Source organism: uncultured Pluralibacter sp. (assembly GCF_913775985.1).
Taxonomy (GTDB): domain Bacteria; phylum Pseudomonadota; class Gammaproteobacteria; order Enterobacterales; family Enterobacteriaceae; genus Pluralibacter.
Genome location: NZ_CAJYMB010000031.1, coordinates 34,505 through 50,032, shown reverse-complemented (window position 1 = coordinate 50,032; position 15,528 = coordinate 34,505). Strand labels below are relative to the sequence as shown.

11 protein-coding genes are annotated in these 15,528 nt (G+C 58.9%); 7 read left to right on the top strand and 4 right to left on the bottom strand.

What is annotated here, in order from left to right; all coding sequences use genetic code 11:
- The 3 genes from QZ766_RS04230 to mmuP form a co-directional block, all read right to left on the bottom strand.
- The coding region (locus QZ766_RS04230; RefSeq protein ID WP_297197694.1) for a xanthine dehydrogenase family protein molybdopterin-binding subunit at positions 1-1,885 on the bottom strand (1,885 nt) is incomplete at its 3' end.
- A gap of 451 nt (positions 1,886-2,336) precedes the next feature.
- The gene (gene mmuM / locus QZ766_RS04225; protein WP_297197691.1) at positions 2,337-3,269 is read right to left on the bottom strand and encodes a homocysteine S-methyltransferase; all 933 of its coding nucleotides are present in this window, start codon (positions 3,267-3,269) and stop codon (positions 2,337-2,339) included.
- Complete coding sequence (gene mmuP, locus QZ766_RS04220) at positions 3,256-4,665, bottom strand: S-methylmethionine permease (protein ID WP_297197689.1); 1,410 nt, start codon at positions 4,663-4,665, stop codon at positions 3,256-3,258. Before mmuP ends, mmuM begins: the two co-directional genes overlap by 14 nt.
- Positions 4,666-5,126: 461 nt before the next feature.
- Here mmuP and QZ766_RS04215 point away from each other — a divergent pair, with 461 nt between their 5' ends.
- On the top strand, positions 5,127-6,041 hold the full coding sequence (locus QZ766_RS04215; RefSeq protein ID WP_297197686.1) for a LysR substrate-binding domain-containing protein: 915 nt from the start codon (positions 5,127-5,129) through the stop codon (positions 6,039-6,041).
- Between the two features lie 33 nt (positions 6,042-6,074).
- On the opposite strand, the gene QZ766_RS04210 is transcribed toward QZ766_RS04215, so the two are convergent.
- Positions 6,075-7,724 carry a BCCT family transporter gene (locus QZ766_RS04210; RefSeq protein ID WP_297197683.1) on the bottom strand — a complete coding sequence of 550 codons (1,650 nt, stop codon included), beginning with the start codon at positions 7,722-7,724 and terminating at the stop codon, positions 6,075-6,077.
- Positions 7,725-8,041: 317 nt separating this feature from the next.
- On the opposite strand from QZ766_RS04210, the gene QZ766_RS04205 reads away from it, so the two are divergent.
- The 6 genes from QZ766_RS04205 to QZ766_RS04180 all read left to right on the top strand — a co-directional run bounded on the left by QZ766_RS04205 (position 8,042) and on the right by QZ766_RS04180 (position 15,478).
- The gene (locus QZ766_RS04205; protein WP_297197680.1) at positions 8,042-9,229 is read left to right on the top strand and encodes an SRPBCC family protein; all 1,188 of its coding nucleotides are present in this window, start codon (positions 8,042-8,044) and stop codon (positions 9,227-9,229) included.
- Positions 9,230-9,232: 3 nt separating this feature from the next.
- Positions 9,233-10,660 carry an aldehyde dehydrogenase family protein gene (locus QZ766_RS04200; protein ID WP_297197677.1) on the top strand — a complete coding sequence of 476 codons (1,428 nt, stop codon included), beginning with the start codon at positions 9,233-9,235 and terminating at the stop codon, positions 10,658-10,660.
- Between the two features lie 194 nt (positions 10,661-10,854).
- Complete coding sequence (locus QZ766_RS04195; protein WP_297197675.1) at positions 10,855-12,258, top strand: FAD-dependent oxidoreductase; 1,404 nt, start codon at positions 10,855-10,857, stop codon at positions 12,256-12,258.
- Positions 12,255-13,571 (top strand): FAD-binding oxidoreductase, encoded by a 1,317-nt coding sequence (locus QZ766_RS04190; RefSeq protein ID WP_297197672.1) that lies wholly within the window; start codon positions 12,255-12,257, stop codon positions 13,569-13,571. Before QZ766_RS04195 ends, QZ766_RS04190 begins: the two co-directional genes overlap by 4 nt.
- Before the next feature lie 612 nt (positions 13,572-14,183).
- Positions 14,184-14,795: a hypothetical protein gene (locus tag QZ766_RS04185; RefSeq protein ID WP_297197670.1), complete on the top strand. Its 612-nt coding sequence runs from the start codon at positions 14,184-14,186 to the stop codon at positions 14,793-14,795.
- A 98-nt stretch (positions 14,796-14,893) separates the two neighbouring features.
- Complete coding sequence (locus QZ766_RS04180; protein WP_297197667.1) at positions 14,894-15,478, top strand: fimbrial protein; 585 nt, start codon at positions 14,894-14,896, stop codon at positions 15,476-15,478.
- The last annotated feature ends 50 nt before the right edge of the window (positions 15,479-15,528 follow it).

The window sequence follows — 15,528 nt, the reverse complement described above, 5'->3', positions numbered from 1 at the left end:
TGTCCGCCACCTGGCAGCCGTACACCCAGGTGAAGTACGGGCTGCCGCAGCCTTTCTCTTCGTCCCAGTGGATATCCGGCGCCACGTGCCAGCCGTAGGCCGAGACGTTGGCACCGGTGGCTTTGGTCATGTCCACCACCTGCTGGAAGCTCAGGCTCAGAGAGGGATCTTTACGGCTGAAGACCTTGCCATTTTCCCAGGCGATGTCGTCGATACCGTCGACCTTGAGCGTCTCTTTGATTGCGTCCGCCATGCGCTGCTTGATTTTGTTGGCCGCGCTGAGGATCGCCTGGCCGCCCATCAGCGTGCCGCGTGACGCCACGGTCGAACCGCCGTCGGCGATCATGGCGGTGGCCGGTTCGCTGAACATCACCTGCTCAAGGCCGATGCCGAAGGCTTCCGCCGCCAGCAGGGACATGGTGGTTTGCAGGCCCTGGCCGTTCTCAGAGACCGAGGTAGAAATGTTAACGCTGCCATCGGCGTTGACCTGAATCAGCGCGGAAGAGGCATCGAGCCCCTCTGCCCCCAGGGAGCAGCCGCGGTGGCTGAGCGCAAAACCGATGCCGTAGCGGATCGGCCCGCCTTTGGCGTTGAGCTGCTCATAGTGGGCGCGTTTCGCTTCGTATTCCGCCTTGATCAGCGATTTTTCCAGCACTTCCTGTGCGGAAACGGTATGGTCGCTGAACACCTGACCGGCCATGCTGGTATCGCCCTGCTTGAGCACGTTGCGCAGGCGCAGTTCCACCGGCGAAAGCCCCATTTCCGCCGCCACGTCGTCCATCAGGGATTCGTTGGCGAAGATAACCTGCGGCGCGCCGTAGCCGCGATAGGCGGAGGTGTAGTTGTTGTTGGTGTACACGCCCACCAGATCGACGCGCACGTTAGGAATATTGTACGGGCCCGCCGCCTGCACCGAGCTGCGCCAGGTGACGAACATGGTCTGCCCGCAGTAGCTGCCGCCGTCGGCGATAATCTCAATTTTGATGGCCTGGATGCGCGCCTCGTCGTCCAGCCCGATACGGTATTTCATCTTGTACGGGTGGCGCTTGTAGCTTTCGCGCATCGACTGCTCGCGGTTGTAGGAGATCTTCACCGGACGTCCGGTGAGATGCACCAGCAGCGCCGCGCGGCAGGAGACGTTATCAATAATATCGTCTTTACCGCCGAAAGAGCCGCCCAGCACCGAGCGCTTGATGTTGACTTTAGACTGCGGCAGCGCGAGGTATTTGGCGATCACCGCCCGGGTGCGGTGGGCGTTCTGAATGGAGCCTTCGATGGTCATGATCTGCTCATTATCATCGAGGTAGGCGGTAATGGTTTCCGGTTCGATATAGCCGTGCTCCTGGAAGCCCACTTCATATTCGCGTTCAAAGATGTGGGTGGAGGCGGCGAAACCGGCGTCGATATCGCCCTTCGCGGTGTGGTGGCGGTTGATGACGTTGCTGCCCAGCTCGCTGTGGATCAGGCGCGCGCCCGGCTTGAGCGCCTCTTCCGGGCAGGTGATGGGTTCCCAGGGGGTATAGGCGACTTTTATTTTATCCACCGCGATGCACGCGGCTTCATAGGTTTCGGCGGCTACCACCGCAATGACGTCACCGCGGTAGGCGATTTCGTCGTCGATGATAGGCGGATGGTCCTGCACAATAGCGCCCAGCTTGCGCTGCCCGGGAATATCGTTCCAGGTGGCGATACGTACCACGCCGGGTACCTTCTCGGCTTCGGACAAATCCAGCGAGTCGATACGTCCGGCGGCGATATCCACATAGCGGCACACGCCGTAGAGCATATCTTTTTTGACGATATCGTCACCGTACACGGCTTTACCCGTGACCTTCGCCAGCCCGTCCACGCGGGGCACTTCATTGCCAACCAGCAATGTATCCATGTTATTCAGTCTCCACTAGCAAGGAAAGATACCTGAATAAAGCAATGGCTATGCCACCTGTCTCTGAAGGCGTATTTAAGCGTGAGATATGTGAAGTGAATCTAAAAATACGGCGATAAAGAAATAGGCGTGGTGGGAGATATCGCTGCCGATTATCAAAAAGAGAGGAGAAATATCACTATGATAAATAGCTGATTTATATAATGTTATCAATGCACGTTATTCAGTTAATACGATGTTAATTATTTACTTTATGTCGCGAGTGAAATGATTTTTATTATTAATTAAACCCGCCACCGGTAATGACTTACGACAAGTCGCTATAAATTTAAATATATAACCAGGCAGATTCAGTTTAAATACCGGGATAATTTAGCGCGCAGGCTGAAATGAGCTTTGCCCGCAATAGCGATGAAAAAAACGTGCCGGGAGATACCTCCCGGCAGCGCGATTAACAGTGCGCCCGCAGCCGGGCGATATCCTTCGGCGTGGTGCGGCAGCAGCCGCCGATAAGCTTCGCCCCCGCGTCCCGCCAGCGGGGCAGATAATCGGCAAGCGTCGCGCACTGCTCGCCGTGATGGTGCCAGGTTTTGCTTACCGCGTCGTAGTGTTCGCCGGAGTTGGGGTAGACCACCAGCGGCAGCGTCGTCAGGCCACTCAGGTGCTGCAGCGCGGCGGTAGTATCCTCCAGCGCGATACAGTTGATGCCCAGCGCCACCACCTGCGCATAAGCCGCCAGCGCGGCCACCACGTCGCGCAGCGACGTGCCGTCGCTCAGGTGTTCGCTGTCGCGCAGGGTAAAGGAGAACCACGCCCGGGCGCGGGGGTAGTCGACCAGCAGCGCCGCCAGGGCGCGAATTTCCGGGAAGGACGGCAGGGTTTCGCAGGCCAGCAGATCCGCACCGGCATCCAGCAGCGCCTCCACGCGCGGGCGGTGGAAATCCTGAAACTCGCGCTCGCTGCGCCGGTAGTCTCCGCGGTACTCGGAACCGTCGGCGAGGAACGCGCCGTAGGGGCCAACGGAGCCCGCTACCAGCAGGGTGCCCGCCTGCGGATCTTCCGCCAGCCGCGCTTCCCGCGCTTGGCGGGCCAGCGCCACGCTTTTACCAATCAGCGCCCGGGACTGCGCCTCGTCAATGCCGCGTGCGGCAAAGCCTGCAGGGGTTGCCTGATAGCTGGCGGTGGTCGCCACCCGGGCGCCGGCGCGAAAATAGTCGAGATGCACATCGGCAATCAGCTGCGGATCTTCCAGCAGCACCTTCGCCGACCACAGGCTGTCGGCCAGATTGCAGCCGCGCGCTTCCAGTTCGGTGGCCATTGCGCCGTCGAGCACCACGAAAGGGTGGGCGTTAAGAATAGGCGTTAGGGGATTATTCAGCGGCACGTTGCGGCTCCTCCTGAGTCTGTTTTCGGGAATGGGTTACATAAAAGGCAGCGTAGCACAGCGCCACGAAGGGAATGCCGCACCACAGGGCAATGCGCTGATCCGGATCAAACGCCAGCCCGATACAGGCCACCAGGCACAGGATGAATCCCAGTACCGGCACCAGCGGATAGCCCCAGGCGCGGTAGGCCAGCTCGTCGAGCGCCCTGCCCTCCGCCAGGTGGCGGCGGCGAAACAAATAGTGCGAGGCGCAGATGCTCAGCCACACCGCCACCACCGCGAAGCCGGAAATGGCCGACAGCGCCACAAACACCGTGTCGGGCGCCACCACGCTGCTAAACAGCGCCAGCACGCCGCCCAGCATACTCACCGACAGCGCCACCAGCGGTACGCCGTTTTTGGTGACCCGGGAGAAGCAGGCGGGCAGCGTTTTCTCGGCGGAAAGAGACCACAGCATCCGGCCCGAGGCATACAGCCCGGAGTTGGCCGCCGACAGAATCGCCGTCAGGATCACGAAGTTAAAGATATCTGCGGCATAGGGAATACCGACTTTCTCAAACACCAGCACAAACGGGCTTTTCTCTACCCCTGCCTGCTGCATGGGGATCAGCGCCGCCAGCACGAACACCGTACCGATGAAGAAGATAATCAATCGGGCGATAGTGGTGCGAATGGCCACCGGAATAACCCGCTGCGGATTTTCGGTTTCACCCGCCGCAATGCCGATAAGCTCAGTGCCGGAGTAGGCGAAATTCACCGCCACCATGGTCATCAGAATGGGCAATCCGCCGTGGGGGAACCAGCCTTCGGCGGTGAGGTTACGCAGCCCCGGCGCCGGCGAGCCGTCCTGCATCGGGATAATGCCGAAGATGGCCGCGCCGCCGAGAATAATAAACGCGATGATGGTGATCACTTTCACCAGCGAGAACCAGAACTCCCCTTCGGCAAAAATGCGCGTGGAAATGACGTTAAGGGCGAAAATCACCGCACAAAACACCACGCACCAGATCCACACCGGCACCTGCGGGAACCAGTACTGCATGCAGAACCCGGCGGCGGTAAAGCTGGAGCCGAGCGCCACGGTCCACGTTAGCCAGTAGAGCCACGCCACGGTGTAGCCGGTCGCCGGGCCGATATAGCGGCTGGCGTAAACGTGAAAAGCGCCGGTTTCCGGCATCGCCACCGACAGTTCGCCCAGGCACTGCATCACCAGCCACACCACCAGGGCGCCGATGAAATAGGCCAGCAGCGTGCCCGCCGCACCTGTAGTAGAGATAATGTAGCCGGTGTTAAAAAAGAGACCCGTACCGATTACGCCCCCGAGCGAGAGCATGATCAGGTGCCGGGTTTTCATGGTGCGCTTGAGCTGTCCGCCCTGCTGTTCTGATTCGTGCATGTAAACCTTGACCATTTAGACATCTAAACATCCAGAAGGATGTTATACCGCGAATAACGCATAAAAACCAGCGGGTTTAGTCTGCACGCACCGTCGGGCGCGGTTTAGAACAAAATACCGTCCGCAGTTTAAAACCGGGAACAAGGGGAATAACATTATTTTTATTAAGCCTATAGCCACCCAAATAACAATATTAAAAGCAGGGAATAATAAGCCTCAGTCATCTTCAGCAGGCTGCTATAATTATTTGCTTATCGCGCACTACGGTGAAGCCGCCGCCTTTCAGGACTGGGATCACAAAACGATCTCGCCGCAAAATAATTTCCCGCTGCCCCGGTATTCGCTCCAGGCAAAATAAAATAGACTGCATAAACAATATGGCTTATTCGACGAAGGTCCATCCTTGTCATATTTCACACTGCGCAGGCGCTCGCCGCAGCGCAAATGAGTCAGGTCCGATAATGAAAATAAAACCCCTACCGCCTTTAAATAGCCTGGTGGCCTTTGAAGCCGCTTCCCGGCACCTGAGTTTTACCCTGGCAGCCAACGAGCTTAACGTCACCCAGGGCGCGGTCAGCCGCCAGATACGCCAGCTTGAAGAGTATCTCGGCACCGCCCTGTTTATGCGCATTAACCGCACCATCAACCTTACCGCCACCGGCAGCCTTTACTATCAGTCAATCAGCAACTCGCTGATTGATATCTCAACGGTAACCGGCGACGTTAAAAAATGGCAGGGAGACCGCAAAGTCACGGTGGTCACCACAAACGCGATGGCGGCGCTGTGGCTGATGCCGAGAGTACCGGACTTCCAGCGCCGCTACGAGGATATCGACCTCAGGATCCTGGTGTCGGACACCATTCAGGATCTGCGGCAGATGGACTGCAATATCGCCCTCTTCTACTGCCGAACTCCGCCGCAAAACATGAAAGCCACGCCGCTGTTCTCCGAAGAGGTATTTCCGGTGTGCAGCCCGGGCTATCTCGAAAAAATCGGCGGCCCGGCGCAGCCGGCGGAGGTGATTTTTAATAAAACCCTGCTGTGTCTGGAGGACGCCCACGCCGACTGGCTGGGCTGGGACGAGTGGTTTAGCGCGGTGGATCTGCCGAACATCCGGCCTAAAAACCGCATTAATATCAATAACTATCCGATGCTTCTGCAGGCGGCTCTCAACGGCCAGGGGATTGCGCTGGCCTGGGGCGGGCTGTCGGATAACTATCTGGAGTCCGGCGCGCTGGTGCGCCCGGTGCCGCAGGTTCACGCCACCCGCTCCAGCTTCTCCCTGCTGGAGCCGGTAGAGAAAAGTCTCGTCCCGGCCAGCGTAAAGCTGTTTCGCGCCTGGCTGCTCGCGCAGGGCACCGCCGCGGTCGCCTGAATAAAAGGGGCGAGCCGCCCCTCCTCATTATGTTCAGGGCTTCAGCGGCCCGTCGAGCTGGTCTGCCGAAGGGTGAACGTGCGGCGGCAGCATGCTCCACGCCAGCGGCTCCCGGCGAATGGTTTTAAACAGCGCCACCCCCATGATCAGAATGAAAATGGAGACCGGGAAACCGGCAATAATAGAACCCGCCTGCATCACCTTGAAACCGCCCGCGTACAGCAGCACCGCGGCAATGGCCGTTACTCCCACGCCCCAGATGACCCGGATAGACTTCGGCGGATCGCAGTTGCCGCTGGCGCAGAGAATGCTCATCACCAGCGTCCCGGAGTCGGCGGTGATAATAAAGTGCATCGCCAGCAGCAGGCAGATCATCACGCTGAGCAGCGTGCCCACCGCCGGATAAGGCAGGTGCTCGAACAGGGCAAACACCGCCTCGGTGGTATCCTGCTTCGTGGCTTTCAGAATCGGCCCGCCGGTAAACGCCGCGGCTTCAGTATGGCCTCCCGCCGCTAGCGCTGCCGCGGCGACGCTCTGCTGATGCTGCTGGCGCGCCTGCTGTTCCACCTTGAGGGCGCTGCCGCCGAAGGCCGCTATCCAGATAAAGCAGATAAGCGTCGGCACAATCAGCGCCCCGCCAATAAGCTCGCGCACGGTGCGCCCGCGGGAGATGCGGGCGATAAACATGCCGACAAACGGTGCCCAGGTCATCCACCACGGCCAGTAGTAGGCGGTCCAGCTGTTCTGCCACGGGGAATCCTGCTCGGCATCGGTCCACAGGCTCATGCCGACAATGTGCTGAATGTAGTTGCCGGTACTTTCCAGCAGCGAGTTAAGAATAAAGCGCGTCGGGCCTATCCACAGCACCAGCAGCACCATCACCACCGACAGCAGCATATTCAGCTCGGCCATCCGCTTGAAACCTTTCCCCACCCCGGAGAGTACCGACGACACTGCGACCGTGCTGAGCACCACAATAATCGCCAGCATCCCGCCGTTGCCCAGGTGAATGCCGAACACCTTGCCCAGCCCGCTGTTGATTTGCAGCACGCCCATGCCCAGGGTTTGCGAAATGCCAAACGCCGTCACCGCCACGGTGAGAATATCAATGGTGTGTCCGATGGGGCCGTAGATCCTGTCGCCGATCCACGGATAGAGCACCGAGCGCAGGGTCAGGGGCAGGTTCTTGCGGTAGGAAAAGTATGACAGCGCCAGCGCGACAATAATAAACACTGACCACGGATGCAGGCCCCAGTGAAAGAAAGTGAGCTGCATCGCCATGCTTGCCGAGCTGTCGCTGAGCGGCGGCGTAAAGGGATTGCTGGCGTAGTGCCAGATGGGCTCGGCCACCGACCAGAAAATCAGGCCGATACCCATGCCGCCGGAAAAGAGCATCGCAATCCACGCGCCGTAGCTGAACTCAGGCTTTTCATCATCTTTCCCCAGCCGGATGTGTCCGTAGCGGCTCATCATCATATACAGCAAAAACAGCACCACCGCCGACACGCTGCCGATATAAAACCACTTCATACTAAAAAGCAGCGTCGCGGAAGCCGCTTCAAAATAGGCCAGCGCCCTCTCGGCGGCGATCGCGCAAAATAAGACAAATGCGATAACCAGTATTATTGATGTCGCGGTTACGACAGGATTTATCCCGTTTGCGCCACCGGTTTTAATTTGCATAGCTAACCCCTCTTCACGTTGCTCACCATATTGTTATATTTATGTTAAAAACAACCAGAGATTAAGTATTGCCCTGCCCCTTTTCAACCGATAATAACTCATGCAGAAATGACAATTTCGTATCTAAAACCGCAGCTTTTACAAATAAACAACTGATAAATAAACACTAATTAATTAAAAGCGCTGCATGAGTTTTTCTCATGAATAGCGAGAAATAAATCGGTTGAATGCTAATGAAATGTTAAACAGAATCCATGAAAACAGCGTGCTCAAGCTGTAAAAAACGCCCGCAATACTATTTTTATGGAGACTTTTTTATGAGCAATCCCGACCGCAATATTATTCCTGTCAACGTTATCGATCGCGTATTACAGCCTATTAGTGAGTCCACCGGCATGCCGAATCAGGCATACGTCAGTAAAGAGTATTTCCACTTCGAGCGGGATAACGTCATCAGCCGCACCTGGGCCTGCATCGGCTTTAGCGCCGACGTGCAGGAAAAAGGCTACGTCAAGCCGGTGGACTTTATGGATCTGCCGCTGCTGATTATGCGCAACCGCCAGGGCGAGCTGCAGGTATTCCACAACGTCTGCAGCCACCGCGGCATGAAGCTGGTGCAGGAAGCGGGCACCATTCAGGGAATGATCCGCTGCCCCTACCACTCCTGGACGTACGATCTGGACGGCAACCTGAAGGGCACGCCGCACATCGGCGGCACCGGGGTCCACAAAGATGCGCGCTTCGCCTGCGAAAAGCACGGCCTCAAGCCGCTGCGCTCGGCCCAGTGGATGGGGATGATCTTCGTTAACCTCTCCGGCGACGCGGAAAGCTTCGAACAGCACATCGCCCCGCTGGAGCAGCGCTGGGAGACATTCCTCGGCAAAGAGGGACTCGGCCTGATGCGCCAGGCACAGAGCCACGATCGGCTGCAAATCGATGTTGCCTGCAACTGGAAGCTGGCGGTGGAAAACTACTGCGAAGCCTACCATCTGCCGTGGGTTCACCCGAGCCTCAACAGCTACTCGCGGCTGGAAGACCACTACAACATCCTGTTTGACCAGCGCTTCGCCGGCCAGGGCAGCCGGGCCTATAACCTGGCGGAAACCGCCGGCACGCGCCTGCCGCAGTTCCCCTCGTGGCCGGCGGACAAGCTGCGCCACGCCGAATACGTGGCTATTTTCCCCAACGTGCTGCTCGGCATTCAGGCCGATCACGCCTTTGCGATGATGATTGAGCCGGTCAGCGCCGAGCAAAGCATCGAGCATCTGCGCCTGTTCTACGTCGGCGACGCCGCCGGCGGCCCGGAATTTGCGCCATCCCGCAAGGCGGTGATCGACTCCTGGCAGCTGGTGTTCAGCGAGGACATCGACGCCGTGGAAGGAATGCAGAAAGGACGCCGCTCCCCCGGCTTCGGCGGCGGCGTGTTCTCCCCGGAGATGGACCTCCCGACCCACTTCTTCCAGCAGTGGCTGGCGGCCCAGGTGAAAACGGCGCTGGAGGCCTGATCGATGGAACATTTTCTCAACTACATTGCCGACGCCTGGACCGATGCCGGGCGCGCGCTGACGGTACACAACCCGGCCAGCGGCCAGCCCTGCGCCACCGTCGCCCAGGCAGAGCTGGCCGATGCGGATCGCGCCATGGCCGCCGCCCGCGCCTGCGTTAATCGCCGCAGTCTTACCGACGTGCGTCCCGCCGAGCGCGTGGGCTGGATGCTGAACGCCGCCCGCGCCATCCGCGAGATTGCCGACGAGGGCGCGCGGGTGTGCTGCATGGAAAACGGCAAGCGGCTGCAGGATGCCCGGGACGAGTTTACCGAGGCGGCGCGCTACTTCGAGTATTACGCCGGGATCGCCGACAAGCTGGAGGGCACCGCCATTCCGCTGGGCAAGGCGTATCTTGATTTCACCGAATACCGGCCGCACGGGGTGTCGGTGCAGATCGTGCCGTGGAACTTTCCGGTGTCGATCTGCGCCCGCTCCCTGGCCCCGGCGCTGGCGGCGGGCAATGCGGTGGTTATCAAGTCTCCGGAGCTGTCGCCGCTGGCGATGACGCTGCTGGTGCGCGCGGTGGCCGATGCGGGCTTCCCGGCGGGCAGCGTACAGCTGCTGTGCGGCGAGGGCAAAACCGTCGGCCACTGTCTGGCGACCCATTCCGAGGTGGACCAGATTGTGTTCACCGGCTCGGTGGCGACCGGGCAGTCGATCCTGCGGGCGGCGGCGGAAAAAGCCACGCCGTCGGTGATGGAGCTGGGAGGCAAATCCGCCGCGGTGATGCTGCCGGACGCGGATCTCGACGTGCTGCTGGACAGCGTGCGGACGGGAATTTTCTTCAACGCCGGGCAGGTGTGCTCGGCGATGTCGAGACTGCTGGTGCCCGCCTCCCGCTATGCCGAGGTGAAAAAAGCCGTGGTGGCGATGACGGAGTCCCTGGTTATCGGCAGCGGCGACGAGCCCGGCACCGACCTGACGCCGCTGGTCTCCGCCCGGCAGCAGCAGCAGGTGCTGTCAATGATCGAAATGGCTCGCGCCGAGGGCGCAACCCGCCTTACCGGCGGCTACGCGCCGGATCGCCCGGGCTACTTCGTGGCGCCCACGGTGCTGGAAGCCACGCCGGAGATGGCCATCGCCCAGCAGGAAGTGTTTGGTCCGGTACTGGTACTTATCCCCTACGACAGCCCGGAACAGGCAATCGCCATCGCCAACGGCACCTGCTTCGGGCTGGTGGCGGGGGTATTCGGCCAGAACATGGACGCGACACTCGGGATGGCCCGGCAGCTGCGGGCCGGACAGGTGTTTATCAACGAGTGGTTCGCGGGCGGCATAGAGACACCGTTCGGCGGCACCGGCCTCTCCGGCTTCGGGCGCGAAAAGGGCCAGGAAGCCATCTACAGCTACGTGCAAACCTGCAATATCGCTATCCGCCTGCGGACATAGCGCCGGATTCTGTTACGCCGCCCGCAGCCGGGGCGGCTCCAGGAGCCTGTCTCAACGGGCGTATATGCCGCAGTCAGTTTTACGCCGGCCAGCGCAGCGTACTGGCGTACGTCAGGTTTTCAAGCGCTGCCCGGCGCTTAAAGGGCAAGTAAATCAGCCTGCTGAGCCAGGCGCTAAAGCAGTAGGAGATCTTCATGGCACATAAAAAGTGGCTCTGCATCATCTGCGGGTTTATCTACGACGAGGAACAGGGCTGGCCCGAAGACGGCATCGCGCCCGGCACCGCCTGGGAAGACGTGCCGGAGACGTGGGCCTGCCCGGAGTGCCTGGTGGGCAAGGCCGACTTTGAGATGATTGAAATCAGCGACGAAGTGGCGCAAACCCTTACGGCAGTGGCCGCTGCGCCTTCGCCGGCAGATGATCTGCAGCCGGTAGTGATAATCGGCAGCGGCCACGCCGGCTACCAGCTCGCCGCCGCCCTGCGCGCCCTGTCGCCGACGCTGCCCGTCACCGTCTTCACTGCCGACGACGGGGCAATTTACAGCAAGCCGATGCTCTCCTGCGCGCTGGAGAAAAATAAGACCGCGCAGGGCCTGCAGCAGTACAGCGCCCTCGAGTGGGAGCAGGCGCTCGGGGTGCGCCTCTATCCGCACACCCGGGTTCACGCCATCGATCGCCAGGCGAAGCAGATTGAGACCAGCATCGGCGCATATCCATACGGTCGGCTGGTGCTGGCTACCGGCGCGGACCCGATCCGCCCGGCAATCGCCGGCGATGCGGATGCCCTGCTCAGCATTAATAATCTGGCGGACTACCGGCGCTTTCGCACGGCGCTGGCGGACAAGCGCCACGTGACCCTGCTCGGCGACGGGCTTATCGGCTGCGAGTTCGCCCACGATCTGGCCCAGGCGGGCTACGACGTCACCGTGGTCGGGCTGGGGCGCTGGCCAATGTCCACCCAGCTGCCGCGGGACGTCGGCGAGGCGCTGCAGCAGTCGCTGAGCGCGCTCGGGGTGCAGTGGTGCCTGAACACTACCGCCACCGCCGTCGCCCGCTGCGGCGAAAATGACGCCTGGCAACTGACGCTGAGCAACGGCCAGCGGCTGCTGACCGACGCGGTCATCAGCGCCGTGGGTCTGCGGCCGAATACCGCGCTGGCCGACGGCTGCGGGCTGGAAGTGGGCAAAGGGATCCGCGTTAATGCCTGCGGCCAGACCGGCGACGAAGCTATTTTTGCCCTCGGCGACTGCGCCGAGTTTCCCGGCGGCTGGCGGCCCTATATCGCGCCAATAAATCAGGTAGTGCCGGCGCTGGCGAAAAGCCTCACCGGCCTGCTGACGCCGGTCGCTCACGCCTGGAGCCCGACAATAGTTAAAACCCCCTGCATGCCGCTGTCGTTTCACCCGGCGACCCGGCCCGGCCAGTGGCACAGCGAGCGCCACGGCAGCGAGCTGATGGCATTCCACTATGACGACAGCGGCACCGTGACCGGCTTCGCCCTGCTGGGCAGCAGCGTACAGCAGCACCGCGGCGCGTGGATGGCCGCGCTGCTCGGCGCCGACAGCGTAACCTCTGTAACCGACAAGGAACTTTTATGATCCATTTACCGAACGACGATAGCGACTGCGGCTGGTATCAGGCGCTGGGCCCGCGCGCGCCGACCGCACCACTGACCACCCGGGAGCGCGCCGATTATGTGGTGATCGGCGCGGGATTCGCCGGGCTGGCGATTGCCCGCCGCCTGGCGGAGCAGGAGCCGCAGGCGAGAATTATGCTGCTGGACGCCCAGGGTGTCGGCCAGGGCGCGTCAGGGCGCAACTCGGGATTTGTTATCGATCTGCCGCACAAGTTCTCTCTTGAACATCCGGATCCGGCGCACAAGCAGAAGATCCTCGGCCTTAACCGCTATGCCATTTCGCTGCTGGAGAGCCGCATCGCCCGGCACAATATTGACTGCCAGTGGACCGCCACCGGCAAGTATCAGGGCGCGGTGGGCGAGCGCGGGATGGCCTACCTGGATCATTTCGAAACGCTGATGCGCGATCTGGGCGAGCCCTGGCACGCGGTGGAGGGCCAGACGCTGGCAGCAGTGCTGGGTACAAAACACTACCAGCGGGCTATTTTCACCCCGGGCTGCTACCTGATGCAGCCGGCGGCGCTGGTGCACGGTATGGCAGACGCCCTGCCGGAGAACGTCCGCTTGTGCGAAAACACGGCGGTACGCGGGCTCAGCAAGGAGAACGGGCGCTGGACGGTGCAGTGCGATAACGGCTCAGTTACCGCGCCTGTCCTGCTGCTCGGCACCAGCGTCTTTACCCGCGAATTCGGCTGGCTGAAAAACCGCCTGCTGCCGGTAATGACCTTCGCCAGCTGGACCCGCCCGCTCAGCGACGACGAGATGCGCCGCTACGGCGGGCAGCTCAACTGGGGCCTGACGCCCGCCGACCACGCCGGCACTACGGTGCGGATGACCCAGGATCGGCGGCTAATGATCCGCAATACCTACAAATACGTGCCGCGCTACGGCCGCAGCGTGAGTGACGCCGTTCGCCAGCGGGTGCGCCGGGATCACCGGGCGGCGTTTCTCACCCGCTATCCGGAGCTGGCCGATGTGCCGTTCAGCCACACCTGGGGCGGGGTGTACGCCATCTCGCGCAACTTTACCAACTACTTTGGCAAGCTCGACGACGGGGTTTACGCCTGCGCCTGCGATAACGGCGTCGGCGCGGCCTGGGGAACCGTCTCCGGCACGCTGCTGGCGGACTTCGTCCAGGGGCACGACTCCGGGCTGCTGCAGGATATTCAGCACGTCACCGGCCTGCCGTCGGTTAATCCGCCCGAGCCGCTGCTGGGGCTCGGCGTCAGAAGTCGGATCCGGCTGGCCCGCTGGCAGAGCCGCAGCGAGCTGTAATTAACGGCGGCAGCCTGCGGGGTTGCAGGCTGCCGCGCGTACCCGACTTAACGGTGCCGCAGAGTGTTATTTTATTACCTTTCATAATTTTATCTGCATAATTACGGTAATTCCCAATAAGGAGTTCCACAGGGATTTTATAAATCCCATCAATATTTATCTTATAGCACTCCATAACCTGCGAAAAAATCCGCTTAGAATATCACGCATAGTTATTCATTAGGTGTCTAAAACCCATCCGCTTTTCAGCCATTGCTTCCATTAGCCGATATTACCGGTCCGTAACATATTTTTGACGATTCGTGCTGATTTTAACCAAGCCTGCCCGCTGATATCGCATGTAATATTCTTAGAAGACCGTGTAATATTCCTGGAACGTTTTAAAAATCATGGGTTAAATTTAGCGTCATTATCTTTTTCCTGTGTAAATACAATGAGATTTAATCAATCGCTCTTTTTGTTAATTAAGAACGCTCTCGGAATTTTTGTGCTAACTCGCACATGTAAACAAAATATGATTACATTGCCATGATGAATGAACTCAGCTTAACATATGCATCCGGCGGCAATGCCTGGAACGCAATACTGTCGTGAAGTTAAAGTGAGAATAAAATGTGTAATCCTGAATGCAAAAAATTACGTTGCATAAGCTGTCAATTACATTGTGAGCTACTTCCCGTTCCTACTTTGCATTCACATCAATGTCTGGAGCGGCAATATTGCATCTGGCCCAATGACAACAATTTTCTTAATGAGGGCGTTGCGTCACTACTGCTTAGTCCTGATATTAATGTATTAGGCAGTGGTTTTATTTTTGTGGACTTTTCATTCCACAACCTTGCACTCTTTTCCAACAGCGACTGGATTGCGTACCTGAGCCAGTCCACGCTAAGGCTGGCTCTGGTTACCGACAGCCGGATGGAAGCCCTGGCAACCTACTGGCAGCGGCACTGCCCGGCAATAACTACCGTATTATATAGTGATAATGACCGTAATGTTATTTTCGGGAAGATCAAGAAAGCCATTATAGGGCTACAAACAAAAGAGACCTGTCGAAAAAAACTTACAGAATATGAAATGTCGGTTTTGCAGCGGTTATTGCGTGGTATAGCCGTTAAAGATATCTGCCATGAACTGGAAGCCAACCGGAATTCTATCTATAACGTCATTCGCTCGTTAAAAAATAAACTTGGTGGCAGCCTTTATCATTTACAAACACATTAATGAATACGGGCTCAGCGCTGAGCTACGCATTAATAAATTACTCAACCCTGTTAACGCCAAATAAGTGCGTTGACTTGTCACATGCAAATGGAGCTATCATGCTTAAAAAAACGCTTATCGCGACGGTATTTTCCTCTTTAGCCCTGTCAGGTTATGCAGCGGCGGAAGATAACGCGGCGGGTGGGGTTATTAATTTCAGCGGCGCGATCACTGATACCACCTGCACCATTAACGGCGGTAAAAGCGCTGACTTTACCGTCGCGCTGAGTCCTATCTCCGTCACCGATGCGGGAACCGTCGTCGGCCCAATTACCAAAAACAAAAAATCAATTTCCATGACCTTCTCCGGCTGCACGCCTGCATCCGGGGCGGCGGGAACCAACCTGAAGATGTATTTTTCCTCCGCCAATAATATTTCCACGGACGGGAAATATCTGATGAACACCACCGTTAATGAGAACGACCCAAGCGTGGCGCGCAACGTCGGTTTCTCGCTGGCGAAGACCGATTCCTCCACGCCAATCCCGCTTAACCAGGTTTTTGATACTGGTCTGAAAGGCGATAAGGCCTCGCCGGACTCCGAGACCTTAACTCTGGATGTTTATTACTACAAAACTAACGCTGACGCGGCAAAAGTGGGCGAGCTGAGCTCCAACGTTATTTATACCATCTCTTATATCTAAACGTTGTCTATTACAACATCACCAGACCCGCTGCGGGTCTGGTTTTTCCT

What these genes read in the sequence shown, in the direction of transcription:
- QZ766_RS04215 (WP_297197686.1), top strand. Translation starts at nt 5,127, where the DNA reads ATGAAAATAAAACCCCTACCGCCTTTAAATAGCCTGGTGGCCTTTGAA.
- QZ766_RS04200 (WP_297197677.1), top strand. Translation starts at nt 9,233, where the DNA reads ATGGAACATTTTCTCAACTACATTGCCGACGCCTGGACCGATGCCGGG.
- QZ766_RS04180 (WP_297197667.1), top strand. Translation starts at nt 14,894, where the DNA reads ATGCTTAAAAAAACGCTTATCGCGACGGTATTTTCCTCTTTAGCCCTG.
- QZ766_RS04210 (WP_297197683.1), bottom strand. Translation starts at nt 7,724, where the DNA reads ATGCAAATTAAAACCGGTGGCGCAAACGGGATAAATCCTGTCGTAACC.
- mmuP (WP_297197689.1), bottom strand. Translation starts at nt 4,665, where the DNA reads ATGCACGAATCAGAACAGCAGGGCGGACAGCTCAAGCGCACCATGAAA.
- QZ766_RS04185 (WP_297197670.1), top strand. Translation starts at nt 14,184, where the DNA reads ATGTGTAATCCTGAATGCAAAAAATTACGTTGCATAAGCTGTCAATTA.
- QZ766_RS04205 (WP_297197680.1), top strand. Translation starts at nt 8,042, where the DNA reads ATGAGCAATCCCGACCGCAATATTATTCCTGTCAACGTTATCGATCGC.
- QZ766_RS04195 (WP_297197675.1), top strand. Translation starts at nt 10,855, where the DNA reads ATGGCACATAAAAAGTGGCTCTGCATCATCTGCGGGTTTATCTACGAC.
- QZ766_RS04190 (WP_297197672.1), top strand. Translation starts at nt 12,255, where the DNA reads ATGATCCATTTACCGAACGACGATAGCGACTGCGGCTGGTATCAGGCG.